Here is a 20760-nt window from a genome sequence, read left to right as displayed (position 1 = left end):
TCGGCAGCGGTGACGTGCCGTGCACCGCGGGGAGTCACTTGTCGATGTCAGATTCGCTGCCCGTCCATCCGTCGCATACCGCGCCGTTCGAGGTGGTCGGCCCGCGTGTACCGCTGTATGCTCCGGAATTCGCCGCCGACCCGCATCGGGCCTACCGGGAGATGAGACAGCAGTTCGGGGCGATGGCCCCGGTGGAATTGGCCCCGGGCATACCCGCCACCCTGGTGCTCGGATATCGCACGGCGGTGCGGATTTTCAATGATCCGGACCGTTTTCCGGCCGATCCGCGGATATGGCAGGAGAGCGTGCCCGCCGACTGCCCGGTGCTGCCGATGATGCAGTGGCGGCCCAATGCCCTGCGCAATGCCGGTACCGCGCACGCGCGCTACCGGCAGGCCAATACCGCGGGCTTGGCCGGTATCGACCAGTTCGCACTGCCGGGGATCGTGGAGCAGATCGCGGTACCGCTCATCAACGAGATCTGCGTGGCCGGTGCGGCGGATCTGGTGCGCGACTACGCCTTCCCGCTGGCATTCGACGTGCTCAATCATCTGCTCGGCTGTCCGGTCGATATCGCCGCGCAGGCGGCCGAGGGTCTGCGCGCCATCTTCGAGGGCATCGGCGCGGACCGCGGCAACGGCCTGCTCGTGGACGCCCTGTCGCGCTTGGCCCGGCAGAAGCGGGCGCAGCCCGGCGACGACATCACCACCCGGCTGCTGCGCCACCCGGCCGACCTCAGCGATATCGAGATGGTGCATCAACTGGCCACGCTCTACGGCGCGGGCATCGAGCCGCAGCAGAATCTGATCGTCAACGCGCTCTTGCTGATTCTGCTCGACGGCCGATTCGGCGGGGACGTGCTGGGCGGCAGCCTGTCCACCCGCGACGCCCTGGACGAGGTGCTGTTCGACGATCCGCCGATGGCCAACTTCTGCATCAGCTTTCCGCGGCAGCCCGTCGTGCTCGACAATGTCTGGCTGCCCGCACATCAGCCGGTCGTCATCAGCATGGCGGCCTGCAACACCGATCCGGAGATCCGCTCCGGGCAGCTCGCGGGCAACCGCTCCCATCTGGCCTTCGGTGCGGGTCCGCACGCCTGCCCCGCCAGTTCGCTGGCGTACCTCATCGCCCAGGAGGCCATCGACCAGCTCCTCGACGCCCTACCGGATATCCGGCTGGCGGTGCCGTCGGATGAACTGTCCTGGCGGCCCGGACCGTTCCACCGCGCCCTGACCGCCCTCCCGGTCACCTTCACACCCGCCCCACCGCTGCCGGAGCCCTGGTAGTCGGGCACCACCGAGCGCACAACCGCTGTTGGCCTCGTGATCACCCGGTCGCCACCTGTCGCTGACACCGTGAACGGGTGCGGATCGACATCCCGGCGGCGCGGCCCAGTGACTCGGCCCCGGTGCGGTGGTTTCACCGGGTGAGCTGGGGTGTAGCCGCCCGCCTGCCGTTCGGACTGGCCCGCGTGGTGCCCCCGACCTTCGTCGGCTACCTGCTGGTGAGCGCCTGCACCTTCACCCTCGACCTGCTGCTGATCACCGCCCTGCACACGGGCTGGGGCCTGCCGCTGCCGGTCTCGGTCACCCTCGGGTACGTCACGGCGTTCGCCACCAGCTTCCTGTTGAACCGGGTGCTCAACTTCTCCTCGCACGCCCCCGTCGGCCCCCAGCTGGCCGTCTACATCGTGGTGGTCACGGTGAACTACCTGGTCTTCATCCTGGGCGTGACCAGCGGTCTGGCGGCGCTCGGCGTGGAATACCACCTGGCCCGCGTGGTCGGCGGCCTCGGCGAGGGCCTCTACCTGTACGCCTGCATGCGCTGGCTGGTCTTTCGCCGGTGACGCGGCTACTGGGCGCGTTCGCGCACGACGCGGGCGACGTCGATGCCGCGGACCATGCGGGTACCCGGTAGCTGCGACAGGGCCGCCGCGGCCAGCACCGCAGCGATCGCGAGCAGGGGAGCGAGCCACCCCAGGGCTAGTTCGATATCGAACATGTCGCTGTCGAAGGAGTTCAGGAAGGCCCAGGCGGACAGCAGGCCGGCGGCCAGGCCGAGGGGGACGGCGAGGGCCGTGGCGGCCAGGTTCTCCAGGGCGAGCATGGCGGTGATGCGGCGCGCGGGGACGCCGGTGGCGCGCAGGGTGGCGAGTTCGGTGGTGCGCTCGGTGAAGCTGACCGTCATGGTCACGTAGATGACGGTGAAGGCCAGCACGGCACCCAGGACCAGCATGACGATGACGAAAATCCAGAACAGGCCCAGGAATTGGTCGAACTGGGCTTGCAGGGCGTGGGTGTCGGTATAGGCGGTGACGCCGGGCATGCCGGTGACGGCCGCGCGCACCGCGTCGCGATCGGCGTCGGGGGCGAAGCGCAGCAGATACCCCCGCATGCCGGTGCCGCCGATCCGTTCCGCGGTGTCGGTGCCGGCATAGGCGAAGGTGCCCAGCGGCTCGTCGACCAGCCCGGCCAGCCGAATGTCCTGTGGTACGCCGAAAGCCGGTGTGACGGTGAGGGTGTCGCCCACCGCGACATCCAGTCGGTCGGCGAGCGCACTCCCGGCCACCAGGCCGTCGGCGGGCAGGCCGGGGGCACCCGCGGCGGTGCGGAAGCCGTGCATGGTGGTTTCGGGCGGCAGACCGTTGAGTGCGGTCGAGTACGAATTCCCGTGGGCCGCCAACGTTACCGGCGTGACGCTGCCCGCCTCCACCGCGACGACGCCGGGTACCGCCGCCAGTTCGTCCGACAGCCGCGGGTCGCGGCCGTCCACCAGCACGGTGGCGTCCTGCAATTCGATGACATCGAATTGCAGGTGCAGCACATTGCGCATGCTGGTGATCATCCCGACGGAGGTCAGGATCAGGACCAGCGCCAGCACGGTGCCGGTCATGGTGGCCAGGGTGCGGCGGCGGCCACGCGCCATGGAGCGCACGGCCATCCGGACGACCACGGGTATCCGGGTCCATCGGGCCGACAGTCGCGCGACCGCCCCCGGGCGCGTGGGCACGCCGCCGTCACCGCGCATGGCCTGCGCGGGAGCGGTGCGCGCCGCCGCGACGGCGGGTGCGAGCGCCGCGAGCAGCCCGGCCAGCAACCCCAGCGCCAATCCGATGGCGGCCGTGTCGATCCGGTGCTCGACCACGGTGTCCGGAATGCCGATGGTGGAGGTGTAGGCCGAGGTCACCGCCGAGGTGGCCACGAATCCGCCGAGCACGCCGAGCACCGCGCCCGCGACCGTGATGGCGACGCCGTAGGTGACGTAGTGGCCGACGACCGTGCGCCGCCTCGCGCCCATGGCCAGCATGGTGCCGATGATCGGGCGCTCGGTCTGCACCAGCCGGGTGATGAGGATGTACTCGGCGATGGCGGCGGCGGTCAGGAACAGCGCCGGAAAGCCGACGGCGATACTGGAGAAGCCGGAAAGATCCTCGCGCAGAGCGGCATTGGAGGGCTGCTCCGACTGTGGTTCGATCGCCGTCGCCCCGGCCGAACGCAATGCGGAGGTGACCCGGTCCCGCTCGGCATCGGTCGCGGTATCCGACATCTCGATCAGGGTCTGATTCGGACCGGGCCGCCCGGTCAGTGCGCGGGCCCGGGACTGCGGTGCGAAGGCGACCGCGAAGGAGTGCGGATCGGCCAGCACCTCCTGGCGGCTGCGCGCGGGCCACAGGTACTCCGCCGAGCGGGCGACCCCGGTAACGGTGACCGACTGCCAGGAGTCGCCGTCGAAGATCCGGAAGCTGTCGCCCGCACCGAGTCCGAAGGTGTCGGCGGCGTGGTGTTCGAGGACCACCTCGGGACGGTCGGGGTTCGGCAGGGCGCCGCTGGTCAGGTCGATCTCGTCGACCGCCGGTGCGCCGGGTGCGGCCAGGCCGGTGACGCGGCCGAGCAGTTTGGTGTCGCCGATGGTGAACGGCACATCGGCCTGGGTGCGGACCATCACCCGGTCGACGCCGTCCAGGCCGCGCACGGCCGCCGCCAGCGCCTCCGGATCACCCCCGCTGGCGGTGTGATCGGCCAGGTGCAGCCGGTCGTAGGTGTGGTTGTAGGAGGTTTCGAGGTTGCGGAACGAGTCGTAGCTGGCGATGAACAGCAGCACCCCCAGCAGCACCGTGACGGCGATGGCGACGACCTGCGCGGGCCGCCGCCGCAACTCGCGACGAATCTTTCTGAACAGCACCGGATGTCGCAGCATGAGTGCTCACCACCGAATCGTCGCGGCGTCGGCGGGCTCGGGATTGGGGTCGCTGGCGACCACCCGCCCGTCCCGCATGCGCACGATCCGGTCCGCGATGGCGGCGGCGGCCTCGTTGTGCGTCACCATGACCACGCCCCGGCCCGCTCGGCTGGTCTCCTGCAGGACCGCCAGCACCTCGCGGCCGGTGGCGACATCCAGTGCGCCCGTGGGCTCGTCGGCCAGCAGCAGGTCCGGGTCGGTGGCCAGGGCGCGAGCGACGGAGACCCGCTGCTGCTGCCCGCCCGACAGCTGCGCCGGGAAGTGGTCGGCACGCTCGCCCAGCCCGACCGACGCCAGCAGGTCCGGCACCGCACGGCGGTTGCCGCGACCGGTCAGTTCGATGATGACTTCGACGTTCTCGCGGGCGGTGAGGCTCGGGATGAGGTTGAAGAACTGGAATACGAATCCGATGTGGTCGCGCCGGAATTCGCCCAGCGAGGCGGGGTGGCGTCGCGAGATGTCCTGTCCGGCAACCTCGATGGTGCCGGTATCGGCGGTCTCGATACCGCCCGCGATATTGAGCAGGGTGGTCTTGCCGGAACCGCTGGCCCCGAGTACGGCGACCAGTTCGCCGGGCGCGATATCGAGGTCGACGTCGGTGAGGGCGTGCACGGCGGCCTCGCCGGTGCCGTAGGTCTTGCCGACCCCGCGCAGGCGGATTCCGCCGCGCGGAGCATCAGTCGCCGGGTGCGCTGTCGTGTTGTCGGACATGGGAATTCCCCTCGTCGTCGGTGAGTCCCGCGGCGCGCAGCAGCGGACCCGTCACATCCACGGCGGCCAGCGTGGGGTCGATCAGGCGGTGCAGCACCAAGCCGTCGAGCAGTGCCAGCACCGCGGCGGCGGTGGCCTCCGGATCGGCGTCGCCGGGCTGGGCGCGGAACCAGTCGGTGAGCCCGGCGCGGGCCTGGGCGACGAAGCGGCCGAGTTCGTCGCGCAGCCGCTGGTGCCGGGTGGCGGCGAGCATCATCTCGCTCAGGGCCACCATCGAGGGATCGGTGGCGGAGTAGGAGCCGACCGTGGCGAGCACGCGACGCATCCCCTCCGGGCCGTCCACCTCGGTCAATCGCGCCATCACGGCGTCGAATTCGGCGCGGGCCACGTCCAGGGCGGATTCGATCAGCAGGTCGGTGACCGACGGGAAGTGGTAGTGCACCAGTCCGGGCCGCACGCCCGCGCGGTCGGCCACCATGCGGGTGGTCACCGCACCCCAGCCGCGTTCGACGATCAGTTCCACCGCGGCCGCCATCAGCCGGGCGCGTGTCTGTCTGCCCTGTTCGATCGCCGTTGCCATGGGTCTCTCGATGCGTCCCAATGCTTGATATGTGCCGGTGCGTGATGTGTACCGGTGCTTGGGCATTTGCCTTGGGCGTTCGCCTAAATTACCACATCCCGCGACGTTCGGGAACTACCCGATCGTCGCGCTGGAATACCGGGCGGCCGTGTTTTGACACGCGTGGGGGCGATTCGCCCGTTATGGTCGGACGGGTGGCCAGCAAGTCGGCACCTGCCGTGGAGTTGACGGTCGGCGAGCACGCGGTGCGCGTATCCAATCCGGACCGGGTGTACTTCCCCGAGACCGGGGCGACCAAGCTCGATCTCGTGCGGTACTACCTGAGCGTGGGTGACGGCATCGTCAACGCGCTGCGGGACCGGCCGTGCATGCTGCACCGCTTTCCCAAGGGCCTGCCCGGCGGAAAGGTGCACCAGAAGCGACTGCCGGGCGGCGCCCCGGACTGGATACCCACGGTGCGGCTGTACTTCCCGCGCTACGGCCGCACCGCCGACGAACTGTGCGTCGAGAAACTGGCCGACGTGATCTGGGCGGTGCAGATGTCGACCGTGGAGTTCCATCCCTGGAACTCCCGGCGCTTCGACACCGAACTGCCCGACGAATGGCGGATCGACCTGGATCCCATGCCGGACTGCCCGTGGTCGCGGGTGCGCCGGGTGGCCGGTGTCGTGCACGAGATACTCGACGAACTCGGCGCGGTCGGCTGGCCGAAGACCTCCGGCGGCAAGGGATTACACGTCTACGTGCGTATCGAGCCGCGCTACGGATTCCAGGAGGTGCGCCGGGCCGCGCTCGCCTTCGCACGGGAGGTGGAACGCCGCGCCCCCGACGATGTGACCACCGCGTGGTGGCGGCGCGACCGCGATCCGGCCATGCTGTTCGTCGACTACAACCAGAACGCGCGCGACCACACCATCGCGGCCGCGTACTCGGTGCGCGGCGTGGCGGCGGCGACGGTCTCCACGCCGGTGCGCTGGGCGGAGATCCCGGAGATCGATCCGCGCGATTTCACCATGGCCACGGTGCCCGCCCGCTACGCGGAACTCGGCGATCTGCACGCCGGTATCGACGAGGCGGTCTTCGATATCGCGCCGCTGCTGGAGTGGGCCGACCGCGACCGGGTCGAGGTGGACCTCGACGAGGACGCCGACGGATGAGCCGGGTCCGTATCCCGGGTCCCGCCCGCTAGCGCTGGTCGCGCAGCCGGTCGCGTTCGGCGGTGAGGGCGGAGTTGGCGTCCTCCAGGTCGAGGATGCGTCCGATCCCCGCCAGGTTGATGCCCTCCCCGGCCAAGGCGATGATGCGGGCCAGCCGGGCGAGATCGTCACCGCTGTAGCGCCGCGTGCCCCCGGCGCTGCGGGCGGGGGTGATCAGCCCGTGCTGCTCGTACAGGCGCAAGGTCTGCACTCCGACGCCGGAGAGTTCGGCGGCCACCGAGATCGCGTACACCGCCTGTCCCGACGGCGGAAAGTGGCCCTGCTCGCGCCCCAGCATCCTGTTCGTCTCCCCGTTCTCCCGCATGATCACCTGCCTCGAGATTACCTCTCCGCCCGTCTTGCACTCTCATGGCCAGAGTGCTAAATAATATCTCTGTCAGATGACAGAGATTATCTGATGAATCTTCGATCGAGAATGGAGTGAGTTGGAGGTGGCGACCATGCTTATGCGTACCGATCCCTTCCGTGACCTGGATCGACTGACGCAGCAGGTATTCGGCACATCAGCCCGACCGGCCGTGATGCCGATGGATGCCTGGCGCGACGGTGACGAGTTCTTCGTGGAGTTCGACCTGCCCGGCATCGACCCGGACTCCCTCGACCTGGACGTCGAGCGCAATGTGATCACCGTGCGCGCCTCCCGCCCGGAACTGGACGCGGGCCGCTCGATGATCGCCGCCGAACGCACCCGCGGCGTCTTCAGCCGCCAGCTGTTCCTGGGGGAGAACCTCGACACCGACCGCATCCAGGCCGACTACCGCGACGGCGTGCTGCGGCTGACCATCCCGGTCGCCGAACAGGCCAAGCCCCGCAAGATCGAGGTCACCCGCCACGATCGCGAGCACCAGGCCATCAACGCCTGACCCGCGACCGCGCCATGACAGCGATGCCTCGCGCCCACGGCCGTCTCGACCACTCGCCCCGGACCCCGGCCCTGCGCCGAAGAGACACGGCCGCAACAGAGTCCGGGGACGTGCCGGTGGTGCACTGGCCCGAACCCAGCCCGCTGGCGTCATGGTGGGACGCCGTCATGACACCCGCCCGCCGCCGGGTGAGCGACTCGGCGGACGGGCGGGTCAGAGCTGCCGGGGCAGTTCCCTGCGGGAAGTGACATCCAGTTTTCGGAAGACCTTGCGGAGGTGGTATTCGACGGTGGCGGTACTCAGGAACAGTTCGGCGGCGATCTGCTGATTGGTGATGCCGGTGGCGGCCAAGTGGGCTATCTGGAGCTCCCGGGGCGTGAGCCGCCGGGCGGAGCCGGGGCTGCGCTCGCGGGCGGTCTCGCCGGTGCCCGCCAATTCGGTGCGGGCTCGTTCGGCGAAGCCGCTCGCACCCATATCGAGGAAAAGCTCATGGGCGCCGTGCAATTGATCGCGGGCATCGCGGCGGCGACGGCGGCGGCGCAGCCATTCACCGTAGAGCAGCCGGGTGCGCGCGACCTCGGTGGTCAGCGGCGTGGAGCCGAGCAGCTCGAGGGCCTCGCGGTAGTACCGCTCCGCCTCGGCGTCGTCGGCGAGCAGGGCGCGCCCGCGAGCGAGAACACCCAGCGCCCACGGGGTTCCACTCGCGCTCGCGCGCCGGGCCAAGCGGTCCAGGGCTTGTGCGGCGGTCGCGGTGTCACCGCAGCGCACGGCCGCCTCGATCAGGTCGGGGAGCACCGTGTTGCCGAAATGCGGTGGGTCCTCGTCGAATACGGTGAGCGCCGCCTGCCGGGCGGCAGGGTAGTCGCACCGGCCCAGATGCAGCACCACCAGCGCGCCGCGGGCGAGCTGAACTTGGAGGCCACCGGGGGTTTCGGCCTCCGGCCCGGCCTGGACGGCGACCGCGGCCAGAGTAGCCTCCGCGTCACCGCGCCAGCCGTGCAGCAGGGCGTCACTGGTCTCGGCGAAGCGCAGATCCGCGCCGATGGTGGCGGCGACATCCTTGAACTCGGCGAAATGCGCGGTGGCGGCGGACAATCGGCCACACAGCAGTGCGTGCGTGGCCAGCCCGTGGGTCGCGGCCTGGAGCATGCGCAGCGCGCCGTGCCGGCGGGCGGTCGCGGCGTAGCGGCGTGAGCACGCGCCCAGGGCGTCGATATCCCAGAGTTCGATCGCGAGCAGCACACCCAGCAGGAACCAGCGGGCGGCATCGCCGTCCTCCGCGCCCTCGGCCAGCATGGCCGCCAACCCGCGCCGCATGAGCGGCACCGCCGCCGCGTAGTCGCGGCCCACCAGTTCGGCGTGGGCGTCGAGCAGCAGGTCCGCGATGATCGGTGCGCCGGGAGCGGGCGGCAGGGTGAGCGCGGCCTCGGCGATGCGCCGCGCGCTCACCCCCGGACCGATCCGGGCGACCACGATGACCGCGTCGAACGCCTCCAGCAACGTATCGCGCGCGGCGCGGGAATCGGTGGCGGCGAAGACGGTGGCGGCGGCGAAGAGCAGCGGCACCGCACCCTCCCGGCCCAGCATCACATGCATGAAACCGCGCAGCCGCATGGCGTAGGCGTCGAGCGCGGCGATGCCGAGATCCGGGGTGAGCCGGTCGAGCAGCTGTTCGGCCAGTCGCGGCGCACCGGCCGTGAGGGCGGCTCCGGCCGCCGCCAGCAATCTTCCGTCACGCTGCGGGCCGGGAGCGGTGAGTTCGGCGGCGCGGCGCAGCAGCGCGGCCTGCGCCAGATGGCCGCCGCGTTCGCGCGCCCCGGCCGCGGCCGATTCCAGTGCGGCGGCAACGGTTTCATCGGGCGCGGGGGCCGCCGCGGCTCGGTGCCAGGCATACCGGGCGGCATCGCGGGACGGGTCGGTGGCGGCGGCCAATGCGGCGTGGGCCGCGCGCCGCCGATCCGCCGCCGCGCCGTTGTAGACGGCAGAACGAATCAGTGGATGCCGGAAAACCGGTAGGGCCGTGCCTGTGTCGGCGATGATCAGCTCCGCGCGCTGCGCGTGGTGCAGGGCGGTGTCGATGGCGACCGGATCCGCCCCGGTCAGCGTGCGCGTCGCACGGCGGAAGGCGGTGCGATCACCGGCGTCGGCCGCGAGCACCAGCAGCAGGTCTTGGCCGGTGGCATCGAGTCGTCGAACCAACTGGAGGAAACGCGTTTCCAGTCGCCGATCCAACGGCAGATGGTCACCCAGGCCGGGCTCCACCGGGGTGCCCCCGCCCAGACCGCGCGCCAATTCCAGGATAGCCAAGGGGTTTCCAGCGGTTTCCCGGAGCAGGCGAGCGGTGATCACCCCGTCCACCGCGGTGCGCAGTTCGGCATCCAGGAGTTCGGCCGCGTCGCTGTGGGCCAGACCGTCGAGTCGCAGGGTGGGCAGGCCGGCCAGGGCGGCCTCACCCGTGGTGTGCTCGCGCACACCGAACAACAGCACCACGCCCTCCGCATCGAGCCGCCGGGCCACGAATCCCAAGACCCGCAAGGATTCTCGATCCAACCAGTGGGCGTCATCGCAGACCGCCAGCAACGGTCGAGTGGCGGCGGCGTCGGCGAGCAGGGACAGCGCGGCCAGCCCCACCAGGAACAGATCCGGCGGTGCGGCGGCGGTCAACATGCCGAAGGCGGTCTCCAGCGCGTCGCGCTGCGGTCCGGGCAGCCGTCCGCGCTCGCCGAGGAACGGCAGCAGCAGGCGGTGCAGTCCCGCGAAGCCCATATCCTGTTCGGCCTCGACCCCGGCCACCCGGGTGACGCGCACCGTGGTCGCGATGGTGACGGCGTGCTCGAGCAGCGCTGTCTTGCCGATACCGGCCGGGCCCTCCAGCACCAGCACACCGCTGAGCCTGGATTCGGCGCGGCTCAGCAACCCCTCCAGCTCACCGAGCTCGGCCTTCCGGCCACGCAGCACCATGGTCACAACATAGCTGCGGGTGCCGGGGGCCGCTCACGACTAGGGTTCGCCAAGGATTCGAACGCGGTCGCGGCGGCGGATCGTGGAGTGCGCAGGAGCACTACGAGTCCGGAGGACAACCGTGAGCAAGCCCGTATTGGAACCGGCGGCGCAGGCATTCGTCGAGGCCACCGCCAACCCGCCGTATCTGTTCGACCTGGGGCCGATCGAGGGCCGCAAGACCGTGGACGAGGTGCAGTCACCCCAGGTGCCGGTGCCCGGCACCGAGCGGGAGGTGGTCACCGCGCCGGATCTGACCATCTTCCGGCCCACGGACGTGCCCGGCCCGCTGCCGGTGATCCTCTACATCCACGGGGCCGGTTGGGTTTTCGGCAACGACCACACCCACGACCGGCTCGCGCGCGAGCTGGCGAAGGGGGTCGGCGCGGCGGTGGTGTTCGTGAACTACAGCCGCTCGCCGGAGGCCCGCTACCCGATCGCCGTGCACGAGAACTTCGACGCGCTGCGCTGGGTCGTCGAGCACGGCGCCGAACGCGGCCTCGACACCGGCCGCATCGCCGTCGCGGGTGATTCGGTGGGCGGCAATATGAGTGCCGCCCTGACCCTGATGGTCAAGGAGCGTGGCGGACCCGAGCTGGCCGCGCAGGTGCTGTTCTACCCGGTGACCGATGCCTCCTTCGACACCGGCTCCTACCGGCAGTTCGCCACCGGCTACTTCCTGCGCCGCGATGCCATGGAGTGGTTCTGGGACCAGTACCTCGCCGATCCGGCGCAGCGCTCGGAGATCACCGCCTCCCCGCTGCGCGCCACCCGTGAACAGCTGGCCGGGCTGCCGCCCGCGTTGGTCATCACCGCCGAGGCCGATGTATTGCGCGATGAGGGCGAGGCATACGCCGACAAGCTGCGCGAGGCGGGCGTACCCGTCACCGCGGTGCGCTACGGCGGGATCATCCACGACTTCGTCATGCTCAACGCCCTGCGCGACACCCATGCCGCCGTGGCCGCCATCGGTCAGGCCATCGCCTTCCTGCGTGCCGCGTTGCGCGGAAAGGACGCCGAATAATGTTCAGCGAGCACGATATCCAGCAGCTGGAGCGGGCCGACGCGACCGGACGCGTACCGGCGGTGTTCGTGCACGGGCTGTGGCTGCTGCCGTCGAGCTGGGACCGGTGGGCCGAGGTGTTCCGCGCCGCCGGGTACGCGCCGGTGCTGCCGGGCTGGCCCGACGACCCCGAGACCGTGGCGGAGGCCAACGCGCATCCGGAGACCTTCGCGGGCAAGACCGTCGGGCACGTCGCCGACCACCTCGCCGCCCTGATCGGGGAGCTGCGGCGCACCCCGGTGGTGATCGGACATTCCTTCGGCGGCCTGCTGGCCCAGATACTCGCGGGGCGCGGGCTGTCGGCGGCGACGGTGGCCATCGACCCCGCGCCGTTCCAAGGCGTGCTGCCGCTGCCGATCTCGTCGCTGCGCGCCGCCGCGCCGGTGCTGACCAATCCGGCCAACCGGCATCGTGCGGTGCCGCTGACCTTCGACCAGTTCCGGTACTCCTTCGCCAATGCCGTCGACGAGATGGAGGCGAAGCAGTTGTACGAGACTTTCGCCGTACCCGCCCCGGGCGCACCGCTGTTCCAGGCGGCCGCCGCCAACCTCAATCCGTGGACCGAGGCCAAGGTCGACAGCACCGGTCCCGAACGCGGTCCGCTGCTGCTGATCTCGGGGGAGAAGGACAATACGGTGCCGTGGGCGATCACGCACGCGGCCTACAAACGGCAGGTGCGCAATGCGCACGCCGTCACCGAGATCGTGGAGATACCCGGCCGCGGCCATTCGCTCACCATCGACGCCGGATGGCGCGAAGTCTGCGATACCGCACTGCGTTTCGTGCAGCGCTTCGTCTGAATCCGCTTCGTCCGAATCGAGGAGATCATGAGAAAGCCGACCCGTACCTCGCGCGCACCGCTGCTCGCCCTCGCTCTCGCCCTCGCGCCGGTGGCGGCCGCCGGACCCGCCACCGCCGCACCCGCGCCGACCTTCGTGCTGGTGCACGGGGCGTTCGCCGACACCACCAGTTGGGACGCCGTCGCCGCGGAACTGCGGGCGGACGGCCATCGCGTGGTGGTGCCGGACAATCCGCTGCGCGGACCGGCCCACGATGCCGCCGCGATCCAGCGGACCCTGGACACCGTCGACGGGCCCGTGGTGCTGGTCGGGCATTCCTACGGTGGCTCGGTCATCACCCAGATCCACGATGCCGAGGTGACCGCGCTGGTCTACATCGCGGCCTTCGCCCCGGCGTCGGGCGAGGTCAACCAGCTCGCCCTGGACCCGATCCGGTTCCCCGGCAGCCGGCTGCTGCCGCCGGTGCTCCAGGTGGGGGTGGTCGACGACGGAAACGGCGTGGCCGGGAAGAACATCGACGCCACCATCGCGGCCGACAGCTTCCACGAGGTGTTCGCCCAGGACGTGGACCCGGCCACGGCGGCGCGGATGCTCGCGCACCAGCGGTCGTTGGCCGTCGCGGCGAATCTGGAACCCTCCGGCACGCCCGCCTGGTCGAGCACCCCGACCCGATACTTGATCTCGACCGCGGATCGGGCGATTCCACCCGCCTCCCAACGCTTCATGGCCGACCGCATGGGTGCGCACGCCGCCGAGATCGACGCCTCGCACGCGGCCCTGGTGTCCAGGCCGCGCGAGGTCGCCGCGTTCGTGGCCGCGGCGGCGGGGTAGCGTTCAGGCGCTCGCGCCGCCACGCAGCCAGTGTGGCCACGGGATGGTCCAGTCGCCGCCCTGCCAGATGTCGAGGGGGTCGCCGCCGGTGTTGCGGACCTCCACGACATCGCCGGGGACGACGAAGTCGTAGAACCAGGCGGCGTCGGCGGGGGAGAGGTTCAGGCAGCCGTGGGAGACATTGGTATTGCCCTGTGCCCACATGCTGTCGGCGAGGGCGTGGACGAAGATGCCGTCGTGGCTGATGCGGACCGCGTGGTCGATGGTCGAGCGGTAGCCGAGGCGGGAGTTGACGGGCAGGCCGTAGCTGGAGGAGTCCATGGTCACCGGGTGGTGGCGGTCCAGCACGGTGTAGGTGCCGGGGCGGGTCCAGAAGGACAGCACGGTGCCGCCGACCACCGCGGTGCCGCCCATGCCCATGGAGGTCGGCATGGTACGCACGAGGGTGCCGTTGTCGAAGACCTCTATCTGTTTGGTGACGTCGTCGGCGATGGCGACGTGGGCGGGGCCGATGTGCACCGACACCCGCTGATCGCGCAGGCCGTACGCGCCGTCGCCGAGCGGGGCGCCGAAGAGGTCGGCGGCGACGGTGATCCGGGTGCCGGGCGCGTGGTAGTGCTCGGGCCGCCAGTGCGCGTTGCGGTCGTCGAGCCAGTACCAGGCGCCGGTGACGGCCGGTTCGGTGACCACGCGCAGGTGGCGTTCGGCGGCCGCACGGTCCACGGGCTCGTCGAAACGGGCGGCGAGGACGAAACCGACACCGTAGACGTCGTTCTCGGCGAGCTCGACCAGATTCCCGGAGCGCAGCGAGACGTCCACCAGTCGATCGGGTACCACCGTGGCGCAGGTCGCGGTGGCGGTGACCGCGCCGGTCGCGCCATCGGCCACCGCCCGCACGGTGTAGGTGTGGCCGTAGCCGAGCGGTTCCGTGCTCGTCCAGGAACGGTTGTCGGGTGCCGGTGCGCCCGGCAGCGGGCGGCCCGTCTCGTCGATCCACTCCACCGAGCGCACGGTGCCGTCGGTGACCGTGACCCGGCCGGGGGAGCGGGCGTCGACATCGCGGGCATCCGGTGGCGGATCGAAGCCGATGGCGGCGGGCACCGGCGGCGGCGCCGGTTCCGGCGGTCGGGCACACCCCGCGAGGGCCAGCCCGCCCGCACCGGCCAGCCCGACCAGCAGCTCACGCCGTCGCACTCCCACCGCGCACCTCCCCATCGTCGGGTCCGTCTCCGCGCCAGCATTGAGCACGGCGCGCCCGCCGACGCGCCGACGTGCGGTGACTCCACCGTTCCGTCGCGCAACCGACACCGTTCCTCGACCGCCAGGTCACCTGACCCACGCGACTCCACCCGAACCGAGGCGGCACGGCGGTTCCTCCCCGGTCGCGGCCGGTCCATGCCGTAGGTTGCCAGCGGGACGGTTCGAACACTGCTGCTCGGGGGTGAGGAGGCACGTTGGCGCGAGCCGATGGAGATGTGGAGCTGTCACGGTCCGCCGTGGCGACACCCCGGGTCGCGCCGACCGACCTGCCGCTGTCGGTGGCCCAATTGCGCTGGTGGGTGGCACAGCAGCTGTATCCGGAGGTGCCCAATACCGTCGCCATGTACCTGGAGCTGCGCGGACCGCTGCGCGAACAGCGGCTGCGCGAGTGCGCGGCGCGGGCGGCGTGGGAGTTGCAGTCCCCGCACGTGCGGTTCCGGATCGTGGACGGTCATCCCCGGCAGTTCCTGGATCCGGACGTTTTCGCGCCGATGGGCTACGCGGACCTCACCGCGGACGCCGACCCGGTCGCGGTCGCCCGGGAGCGGATGGAGCGCGACCACACCGCGCCGCTGAATCTGCAGACCGATGCGCTGACCGTCGCCACGCTGCTGCGGGTGGAGCCCGATGCGCATCTGCTGTATCTGCGCAGCCATCACATCGTGCTGGACGGTATCGGCGCGGCGGTGCTGCTGCGCCGGACGGTCGAGCTGTACGCCGCCGCCGACGATGCCGAGGACGTGTCCGCGCCGTCGGCGCATGCGCCGCACGGCCCGCTGACCATCGCCGAGCTACTGGAAGCGGAGCGGTCCTACGCGGATTCCCCCCGCGCCCGCGCCGACCGGGAGTACTGGTCCGAACAGGTGGCGGGCCTGGGCGAACCGGTGCGGCTGGCGGGCCGCGCGGCCACCCGGCCGCGACCGCCGCACCGGGTGGCGGCCACGCTGCCACCGTCCACGGCGGATCGGCTCACCGTCTTCCGGGAGGGCGGTGACACCTTCCCCGAACTGGCCATCGCGGCCTTCGCCTGCTACCTGGCCGCCATGACCGGGTCGGACCAGGTGCTGCTCTCGCTGCCGGTGGCGGCCCGGCCGACCGCGGCGCTGCGCCGGTCGGCCGGATCGGTATCCAATGTGGTTCCGCTGCGAGTCGGCGACTTCCGCGACGCCACTGTGGCGGAGGCGGTCGAGCGGGTGCGGGCGCGGCTGGTGGGGGCGCTGCGGCATCAGCGCTACCGGTACGAGGACATCCAGCGGGACCGCGGCGAGAACCACACCGTACGAGGCGGTTTCGGCCCCGTGGTGAACATGCTCGGCGCCACCGAACCCCTGCGCATGGGCGCGCTCACCGCGCACGTGCACCTGCTGGCGCTCGGGCCGGTGGAGGACCTGCTGGTCAACGGCTACCAGCTCGGCCCCGACGATCGCTCCATCACCGTTGGCATGCAGGGTAATCCGGAGCTCTACTCCGCCGATGCCCTGGCCGCGCACCATCGGGGGTTCCTGGAGTATCTCGACCGCTTCCTCACCGACCCGGAACGGCCGGTGCGGAGCCTGGATCCGGAGCCCGTGCTCCCGCCGCCGGAGGCGATTCGCGCCGATCGTCTGCTTCCGGATCTCCTGCGCGCCGGTCTGATCGATGACGAGGCGGGAGGGGACGCGGTTCCCGGCGCAGCCGCGTCGGGGGATGCTCGGGGTGCCGAGGACGTGCGCGGCTCCGTCGGGGGTGGCGAGCGCGGTCCGGCCGGGGGCGGTGAGGACGTGCGCGGCTCCGTCGGGGGCGGCGAGGGCGAGCGCGGTCCGGCCGGGGGCGGAGGGTATGGGCGGAGCCTTGTGAGCGGCGCGGTGGCGCTCGGGCCGGTCGGAGATGACCGGGATGCGCGGGGTTTCCTCGGTGCTGAAGGAGCGGCGTGCGTCCCCGCCGACGGTGCTGGGGAAATGCCGGGCCGGGCCGGTGGCACCGCGGCCCACGAGGCCAGGTCTCCGCGGTGCGATCGGGTCGCGGTCGAGGACGGTGACCGTGCGTGGACATATCGCGAGTTGGACCGGCTGTCGTCGTGCTGGGCGCGGGAACTCATCGAATCCGGCGCGGGGCCGGGCACGGTCGTCGTCGTGGCGATTCCGCGATCGGCCGAGTCGGTGCTCGCCCTGTGGGCGGTGGCGAAGACCGGAGCGGCGTTCGCACCCGTCGACCCGAACGATCCGGCGCGGCGGCTGGCGACCGTAGTGGCGGATTCCGGTGCGCGCCAAGGGCTGACGGTGGCATCCGCGCGCGATGTGCTGCCGTCGGGACCGGCTTGGCTGGTTCTCGACGATTCGGATACGGTCGCGCGGGCGCGGCGGCGATCGGGCGCGCCCATCACCGACGCCGACCGGATCCGGCCGCTGCGCCGGGATCATCCGGCGTACCTCATCTACACCTCGGGCACCACCGGCACCCCGAAAGGAGTGGTCGTCACCCACCGCGGGCTCGGTCCACTCACCGACCATATTGTCGAACACTATGGGGTGGAACGGGCTTCGCGCGTTCTGCATGCGCATGCCCCGTCGTTCGACGCGCATCTGCTGGAATTGCTGGCCGCCTTCGCCGCCGGTGCCCGGCTTGTGATCGAACCGCCCGCCGTGGTGGCCGGGGCCGATCTGGCCGCACTGTTGCACCGGGCCGCCATCACCCACTTCCTCACCACCCCGGCGGTTTTGGCGACCATCACTCCCGAACAGGTTCCGCTACTGCGGGTGGCGGTGGTGGGCGGTGAAGCCTGCCCGGCCGAGCTGGTGCGGCGCTGGGGTCCGGCGCTGCGACTGTTCAACGGCTACGGCCCCACCGAAACCACGGTCATGGCAACCCAATCGGGGGCGCTCACCGCCGACGGTCCGGTGCCGATCGGGCCGCCGCTGCCGGGAGTGCGGGCACTGATTCTCGACCAGCGGGTGCGTCCGGCACCGCCGTGCGGGCACGGTGAGCTGTACCTGGGCGGACCCGGCGTGGCGCAGGGGTATCTCGGCCGTCCGGGAGCGACGGCCGAGCGTTTCGTCGCCGATCCGTTCGGCGACGGGGACCGCGTCTACCGCACCGGCGACCTGGTGCGGGTGGCGGCCGACGGTGCGCTCGAATTCCTCGGTCGCGCCGACGATCAGCTGAGTGTGCGCGGCCGCCGCGCGGAACCGGCGGAGGTGGCGGCCGCGCTCACCGCCCTGCCCGACATCGCGCAGGCGGCGGTCACCGCGCACGACGGGCCGGGCGGTATCCGGCTGATCGGCTATATCGTGGCCGCCCCCGGACTCCGGCTCGACCACGCCGACATTCTCGGGCGGCTGCGCGAACTGCTGCCCGCCGCACTGATTCCCGCGCAACTGGTCGAACTCGACGAGCTGCCGGTGACCGCGCACGGCAAGGTGGACCGCTCGGCGCTGCCCCCACCGCCGACGCCGCAGCGGCCCTATCGCACGCCGGAATCGGAGTCCCAGCGACTCGTCGCCGAACGGTTCGCGGCGATCACCGGAGCCGCGCGCGTCGGTCTCGACGACGACTTCTTCGAGCTGGGCGGCGATTCCCTGCTGGGCGTGGCACTCTCGGCCGATCTGGCCGCCGCCACCGGCCTGCCGGTCACCGTGCGCTGGCTCTACACCGCCCCCACCGTACGGGAACTGGCCGCCCGCCTGGACGCGCACGAGGGCGGCACCGCCACCGACGACGCGCTCGGCGCGGTGCTCACCCTGCGTCGCGGCGGCACCCGGCCGCCGCTGTTCTGCGTGCATTCCGCGGTCCCGCTGGCCTGGTGCTATTCCGGCCTGGCCCGGCAGCTTCCCGACCGCCCCGTCTACGGGTTGCAGGCGCTGACCCTGGCGGGTGAACCGCGCGCCGGAGCGACCGTCGACGAACTGGCCGACGGGTATGCGGCCGAGATCGTGCGGGTGTCGCCGGACGGCCCCTATCACCTGCTGGGCTGGTCGCTGGGTGGGCAGATCGCGCACGCGGTCGCCGTGCGGCTGCGGGCGCGCGGGGCGGACGTCGCCACCCTCGCCATGCTCGACAGCATCGACTTCCCCGACGACATGCCGCCACCGCCGGTGCCGCGCATGCGCGATCTGCTCACCCATCTGCTCGGCGACGAACCCGAGGACGCCGACGAACTCCCCGATCTCACCGCCGCCGAAGCGGCTGCCGAATTAGCCTCCGCCGCTGCTTCTTTCGGCACCGGCCTGACCGCCGACCAGCTGACCCGCCTGCATCGCGGCTATGTCGACGGCGTCCGCCTGTCGCACGGCTACCGTCCCGGGGTCTTCGACGGCGACCTGCTGTACTTCTCGGCGACCCGCGGCATGACCGCCGGACTCGACGCGCGGATGTGGCGTCCGCACGTCACCGGCGCGCTCGTCGAACACCCCGTGGACGCCACCCACGCGCAACTGTGCAATGCCGACGTCGTCGCCGCCATCGGTCCGATACTGGCCGCTCACCTCGACGGTGCGGACTCCCGATGAGGAGCGGGCCACGCTCGGGCGTGCACTGGTGGAATGTGTACGCCGATCCCGAGGCGTGGGAGCGGCAGGGTCCGGCCGCCGCCGCGCTGGTCGGCTGGATGGCCGATCATCTGGCCCAGCCGCATCCGGAACTGGGTCGTCCCGGACCGGTGTGCCCCTTCGTGCGGCACAGTGCCGATCGGCAGGTGGTGTGGGCCGGTTGCGCATCCGGCGGGGACGGGCTGACCGAGGAGCGGATGCACAGTGTGCTCGACGACGCCTTCGAGGTGTATGCCGCGCTGCGGCAGGAGAATCCGTCCGAGCCGGCGCGTTCGACCCTCATCACGCTCTTTCCGGGCCTGACCCGCTACGACCTGATCGACGCCGTGCACGCGGCGCGCAAGACCGAGATCGTCGGGCAGGGGCTGATGCTGGGACAGTTCTATCCCGGCTGCCCGGTACCGGGACTGTGGAATCGCGATTTCCGTCCACTCGACGCCCCGGTGCCCATGCTGGTGCTGCGGCCGATGATGAGCACCGACTTCCCCTTCCTGGTGGCCCGAACCGACTGGCTCTACGCGTACTTCACCCGATTTGCCCCGGATCTGCCGCGCACACTGCGGTGGGCGGTCGCTGAGCGAATGCTGGTGTCCGGCCAGGCGGCGGGCGATATCACCGATCTGCGCGTGCATTCCGCCGACGAACATGCCCGTTGATCACACACAATCGGTCTCGAACAAGGGATACTCCCAGTCATGCACCGGCTCACGCGCTGTCTGGTTGTCCTGTTCGCCGTATTCGCTGTGCTATTGCCGATACCCGCTACCGCGGATCCCGGATCCGTGATCGTCGAGGTGCGTCCCCTCGGCGGGCGGCAATTCGAAGTCGTCGTCTATTCGGCCGCCATGAATCGGACCATTCCGGTATGGGTATCGCATCCGGGTCATCCCGCGCCCGCGCTGTATCTGCTCAATGCCGTCGACGGCGGCGAAACGGGCGGTCCGTGGACCAATCGCACCGATGTCGCGCAGTTCTTCGCCGACAAACCGGTCAATGTGATTCAGCCGATCGGCGGACACGCCTCCTACTATTCGGATTGGGTCGCCGACGACCCGGTCCTGGGCCGCAACAAGTGGTCCACCTTCCTCATCGACGAACTGCCGCCGCTGCTGGAGAACCACTTCGACATGACCGGCCGCAATGCCGTCGCGGGCACCTCCATGTCGGCGACCTCGGCGCTGAACCTGGCCATCGAGGCCCCGGGCCGGTACCAGGCCGTGGGTTCCTACAGCGGATGCCCGCGCACCAGTGACCCGCTGGCCCGCGCGTACGTGCACTCGCAGCTGCGGCTGTTCGGCGCGAACGCCGACAATATGTGGGGTGGCGGCGACCATCCGGCCTGGGCGGCGCACGATCCGGTGGTCAATGCCGAGCGGTTGCGCGGTGTGGCGCTCTACATCTCGTCGGGTAATGGCGGGGCCGGGGTGCACGACACCCTGACCGATCCGTCCATCGGCGGCGACGCCGGTCGGCTCGCGGACCGGCTGCTGGTCGGCGGCGGCATGGAATCGGTGGTGCGCAGCTGCACCAACTCCTTGACCGATCGCCTGGCCGCCCTGGGCATTCCGGCCACCGTGGTGCGCCGCAACGGCACCCACGCCTGGCCGTACTGGCAGGACGACCTGCACGATTCCTGGCCGCTGTTCGCCGCGGCGCTCGGCGTGTAGCGGGCG

Annotated in this window: 16 protein-coding genes; 10 read left to right on the top strand and 6 right to left on the bottom strand. The window is 71.0% G+C overall.

The features are described 5' to 3' along the window. The first annotated feature begins 44 nt into the window (after positions 1-44). The gene (locus tag FOH10_RS18220) at positions 45-1286 is read left to right on the top strand and encodes a cytochrome P450 (protein WP_143981644.1); all 1242 of its coding nucleotides are present in this window, start codon (positions 45-47) and stop codon (positions 1284-1286) included. Positions 1287-1426: 140 nt separating this feature from the next. Further along, the gene (locus FOH10_RS18215; protein ID WP_308212880.1) at positions 1427-1846 is read left to right on the top strand and encodes a GtrA family protein; all 420 of its coding nucleotides are present in this window, start codon (positions 1427-1429) and stop codon (positions 1844-1846) included. A gap of 5 nt (positions 1847-1851) precedes the next feature. Here the strand turns inward: FOH10_RS18215 and FOH10_RS18210 are convergent, their stop codons facing one another. From FOH10_RS18210 to FOH10_RS18200, 3 genes are read right to left on the bottom strand one after another with little or no spacing between them, the layout of a single operon-like run. Then, positions 1852-4197 carry an ABC transporter permease gene (locus tag FOH10_RS18210; protein ID WP_143981643.1) on the bottom strand — a complete coding sequence of 782 codons (2346 nt, stop codon included), beginning with the start codon at positions 4195-4197 and terminating at the stop codon, positions 1852-1854. Positions 4198-4203: 6 nt separating this feature from the next. Further along, a complete protein-coding gene (locus FOH10_RS18205) occupies positions 4204-4950 on the bottom strand; it encodes an ABC transporter ATP-binding protein (protein WP_143981642.1) in 747 nt (248 codons plus the stop codon). After that, positions 4916-5530 (bottom strand): TetR/AcrR family transcriptional regulator, encoded by a 615-nt coding sequence (locus tag FOH10_RS18200; RefSeq protein WP_143981641.1) that lies wholly within the window; start codon positions 5528-5530, stop codon positions 4916-4918. Before FOH10_RS18200 ends, FOH10_RS18205 begins: the two co-directional genes overlap by 35 nt. 182 nt (positions 5531-5712) lie before the next feature. Between FOH10_RS18200 and ligD the strand changes: the two genes are divergently transcribed. Beyond that, positions 5713-6687, top strand: a complete 975-nt coding sequence (gene ligD, locus FOH10_RS18195; protein WP_143981640.1) for a non-homologous end-joining DNA ligase — start codon at positions 5713-5715, stop codon at positions 6685-6687. 28 nt (positions 6688-6715) lie between these two features. Here ligD and FOH10_RS18190 read toward each other — a convergent pair whose 3' ends face one another. Then, the gene (locus FOH10_RS18190) at positions 6716-7024 is read right to left on the bottom strand and encodes a MerR family transcriptional regulator (RefSeq protein WP_029924200.1); all 309 of its coding nucleotides are present in this window, start codon (positions 7022-7024) and stop codon (positions 6716-6718) included. Between the two features lie 163 nt (positions 7025-7187). On the opposite strand from FOH10_RS18190, the gene FOH10_RS18185 reads away from it, so the two are divergent. After that, positions 7188-7610, top strand: a complete 423-nt coding sequence (locus FOH10_RS18185; protein WP_029924201.1) for an Hsp20/alpha crystallin family protein — start codon at positions 7188-7190, stop codon at positions 7608-7610. 213 nt (positions 7611-7823) lie between these two features. Here the strand turns inward: FOH10_RS18185 and FOH10_RS18180 are convergent, their stop codons facing one another. Continuing rightward, positions 7824-10571: a LuxR C-terminal-related transcriptional regulator gene (locus FOH10_RS18180; RefSeq protein ID WP_143981639.1), complete on the bottom strand. Its 2748-nt coding sequence runs from the start codon at positions 10569-10571 to the stop codon at positions 7824-7826. 121 nt (positions 10572-10692) lie between these two features. Here FOH10_RS18180 and FOH10_RS18175 point away from each other — a divergent pair, with 121 nt between their 5' ends. From FOH10_RS18175 to FOH10_RS18165, 3 genes are read left to right on the top strand one after another with little or no spacing between them, the layout of a single operon-like run. Beyond that, on the top strand, positions 10693-11634 hold the full coding sequence (locus FOH10_RS18175) for an alpha/beta hydrolase (RefSeq protein WP_143981638.1): 942 nt from the start codon (positions 10693-10695) through the stop codon (positions 11632-11634). Next, a complete protein-coding gene (locus FOH10_RS18170) occupies positions 11634-12473 on the top strand; it encodes an alpha/beta hydrolase (RefSeq protein WP_143981637.1) in 840 nt (279 codons plus the stop codon). The genes FOH10_RS18175 and FOH10_RS18170 overlap by 1 nt, the downstream gene beginning before the upstream one ends. 27 nt (positions 12474-12500) lie before the next feature. Beyond that, positions 12501-13304, top strand: a complete 804-nt coding sequence (locus tag FOH10_RS18165; protein WP_143981636.1) for an alpha/beta fold hydrolase — start codon at positions 12501-12503, stop codon at positions 13302-13304. Positions 13305-13307: 3 nt separating this feature from the next. Here FOH10_RS18165 and FOH10_RS18160 read toward each other — a convergent pair whose 3' ends face one another. Continuing rightward, positions 13308-14519 carry a L,D-transpeptidase gene (locus FOH10_RS18160; protein WP_143981635.1) on the bottom strand — a complete coding sequence of 404 codons (1212 nt, stop codon included), beginning with the start codon at positions 14517-14519 and terminating at the stop codon, positions 13308-13310. Positions 14520-14758: 239 nt separating this feature from the next. Here FOH10_RS18160 and FOH10_RS35735 point away from each other — a divergent pair, with 239 nt between their 5' ends. The 3 genes from FOH10_RS35735 to FOH10_RS18140 are packed head-to-tail and all read left to right on the top strand — an operon-like array spanning position 14759 to position 20754. Then, positions 14759-19048: an amino acid adenylation domain-containing protein gene (locus FOH10_RS35735; RefSeq protein WP_244961264.1), complete on the top strand. Its 4290-nt coding sequence runs from the start codon at positions 14759-14761 to the stop codon at positions 19046-19048. Continuing rightward, positions 19045-19743 (top strand): DUF6875 domain-containing protein, encoded by a 699-nt coding sequence (locus tag FOH10_RS18145; protein ID WP_143981634.1) that lies wholly within the window; start codon positions 19045-19047, stop codon positions 19741-19743. Before FOH10_RS35735 ends, FOH10_RS18145 begins: the two co-directional genes overlap by 4 nt. A 39-nt stretch (positions 19744-19782) precedes the next feature. Next, positions 19783-20754 (top strand): alpha/beta hydrolase, encoded by a 972-nt coding sequence (locus FOH10_RS18140; protein WP_029924209.1) that lies wholly within the window; start codon positions 19783-19785, stop codon positions 20752-20754. Positions 20755-20760: the final 6 nt, after the last annotated feature.

It is taken from the genome of Nocardia otitidiscaviarum, assembly GCF_007362295.1.
Lineage (GTDB): Bacteria > Actinomycetota > Actinomycetes > Mycobacteriales > Mycobacteriaceae > Nocardia > Nocardia otitidiscaviarum.
Note: the sequence above shows the minus strand (reverse complement) of the source record. Positions and strands in the feature narration are given on the sequence as shown.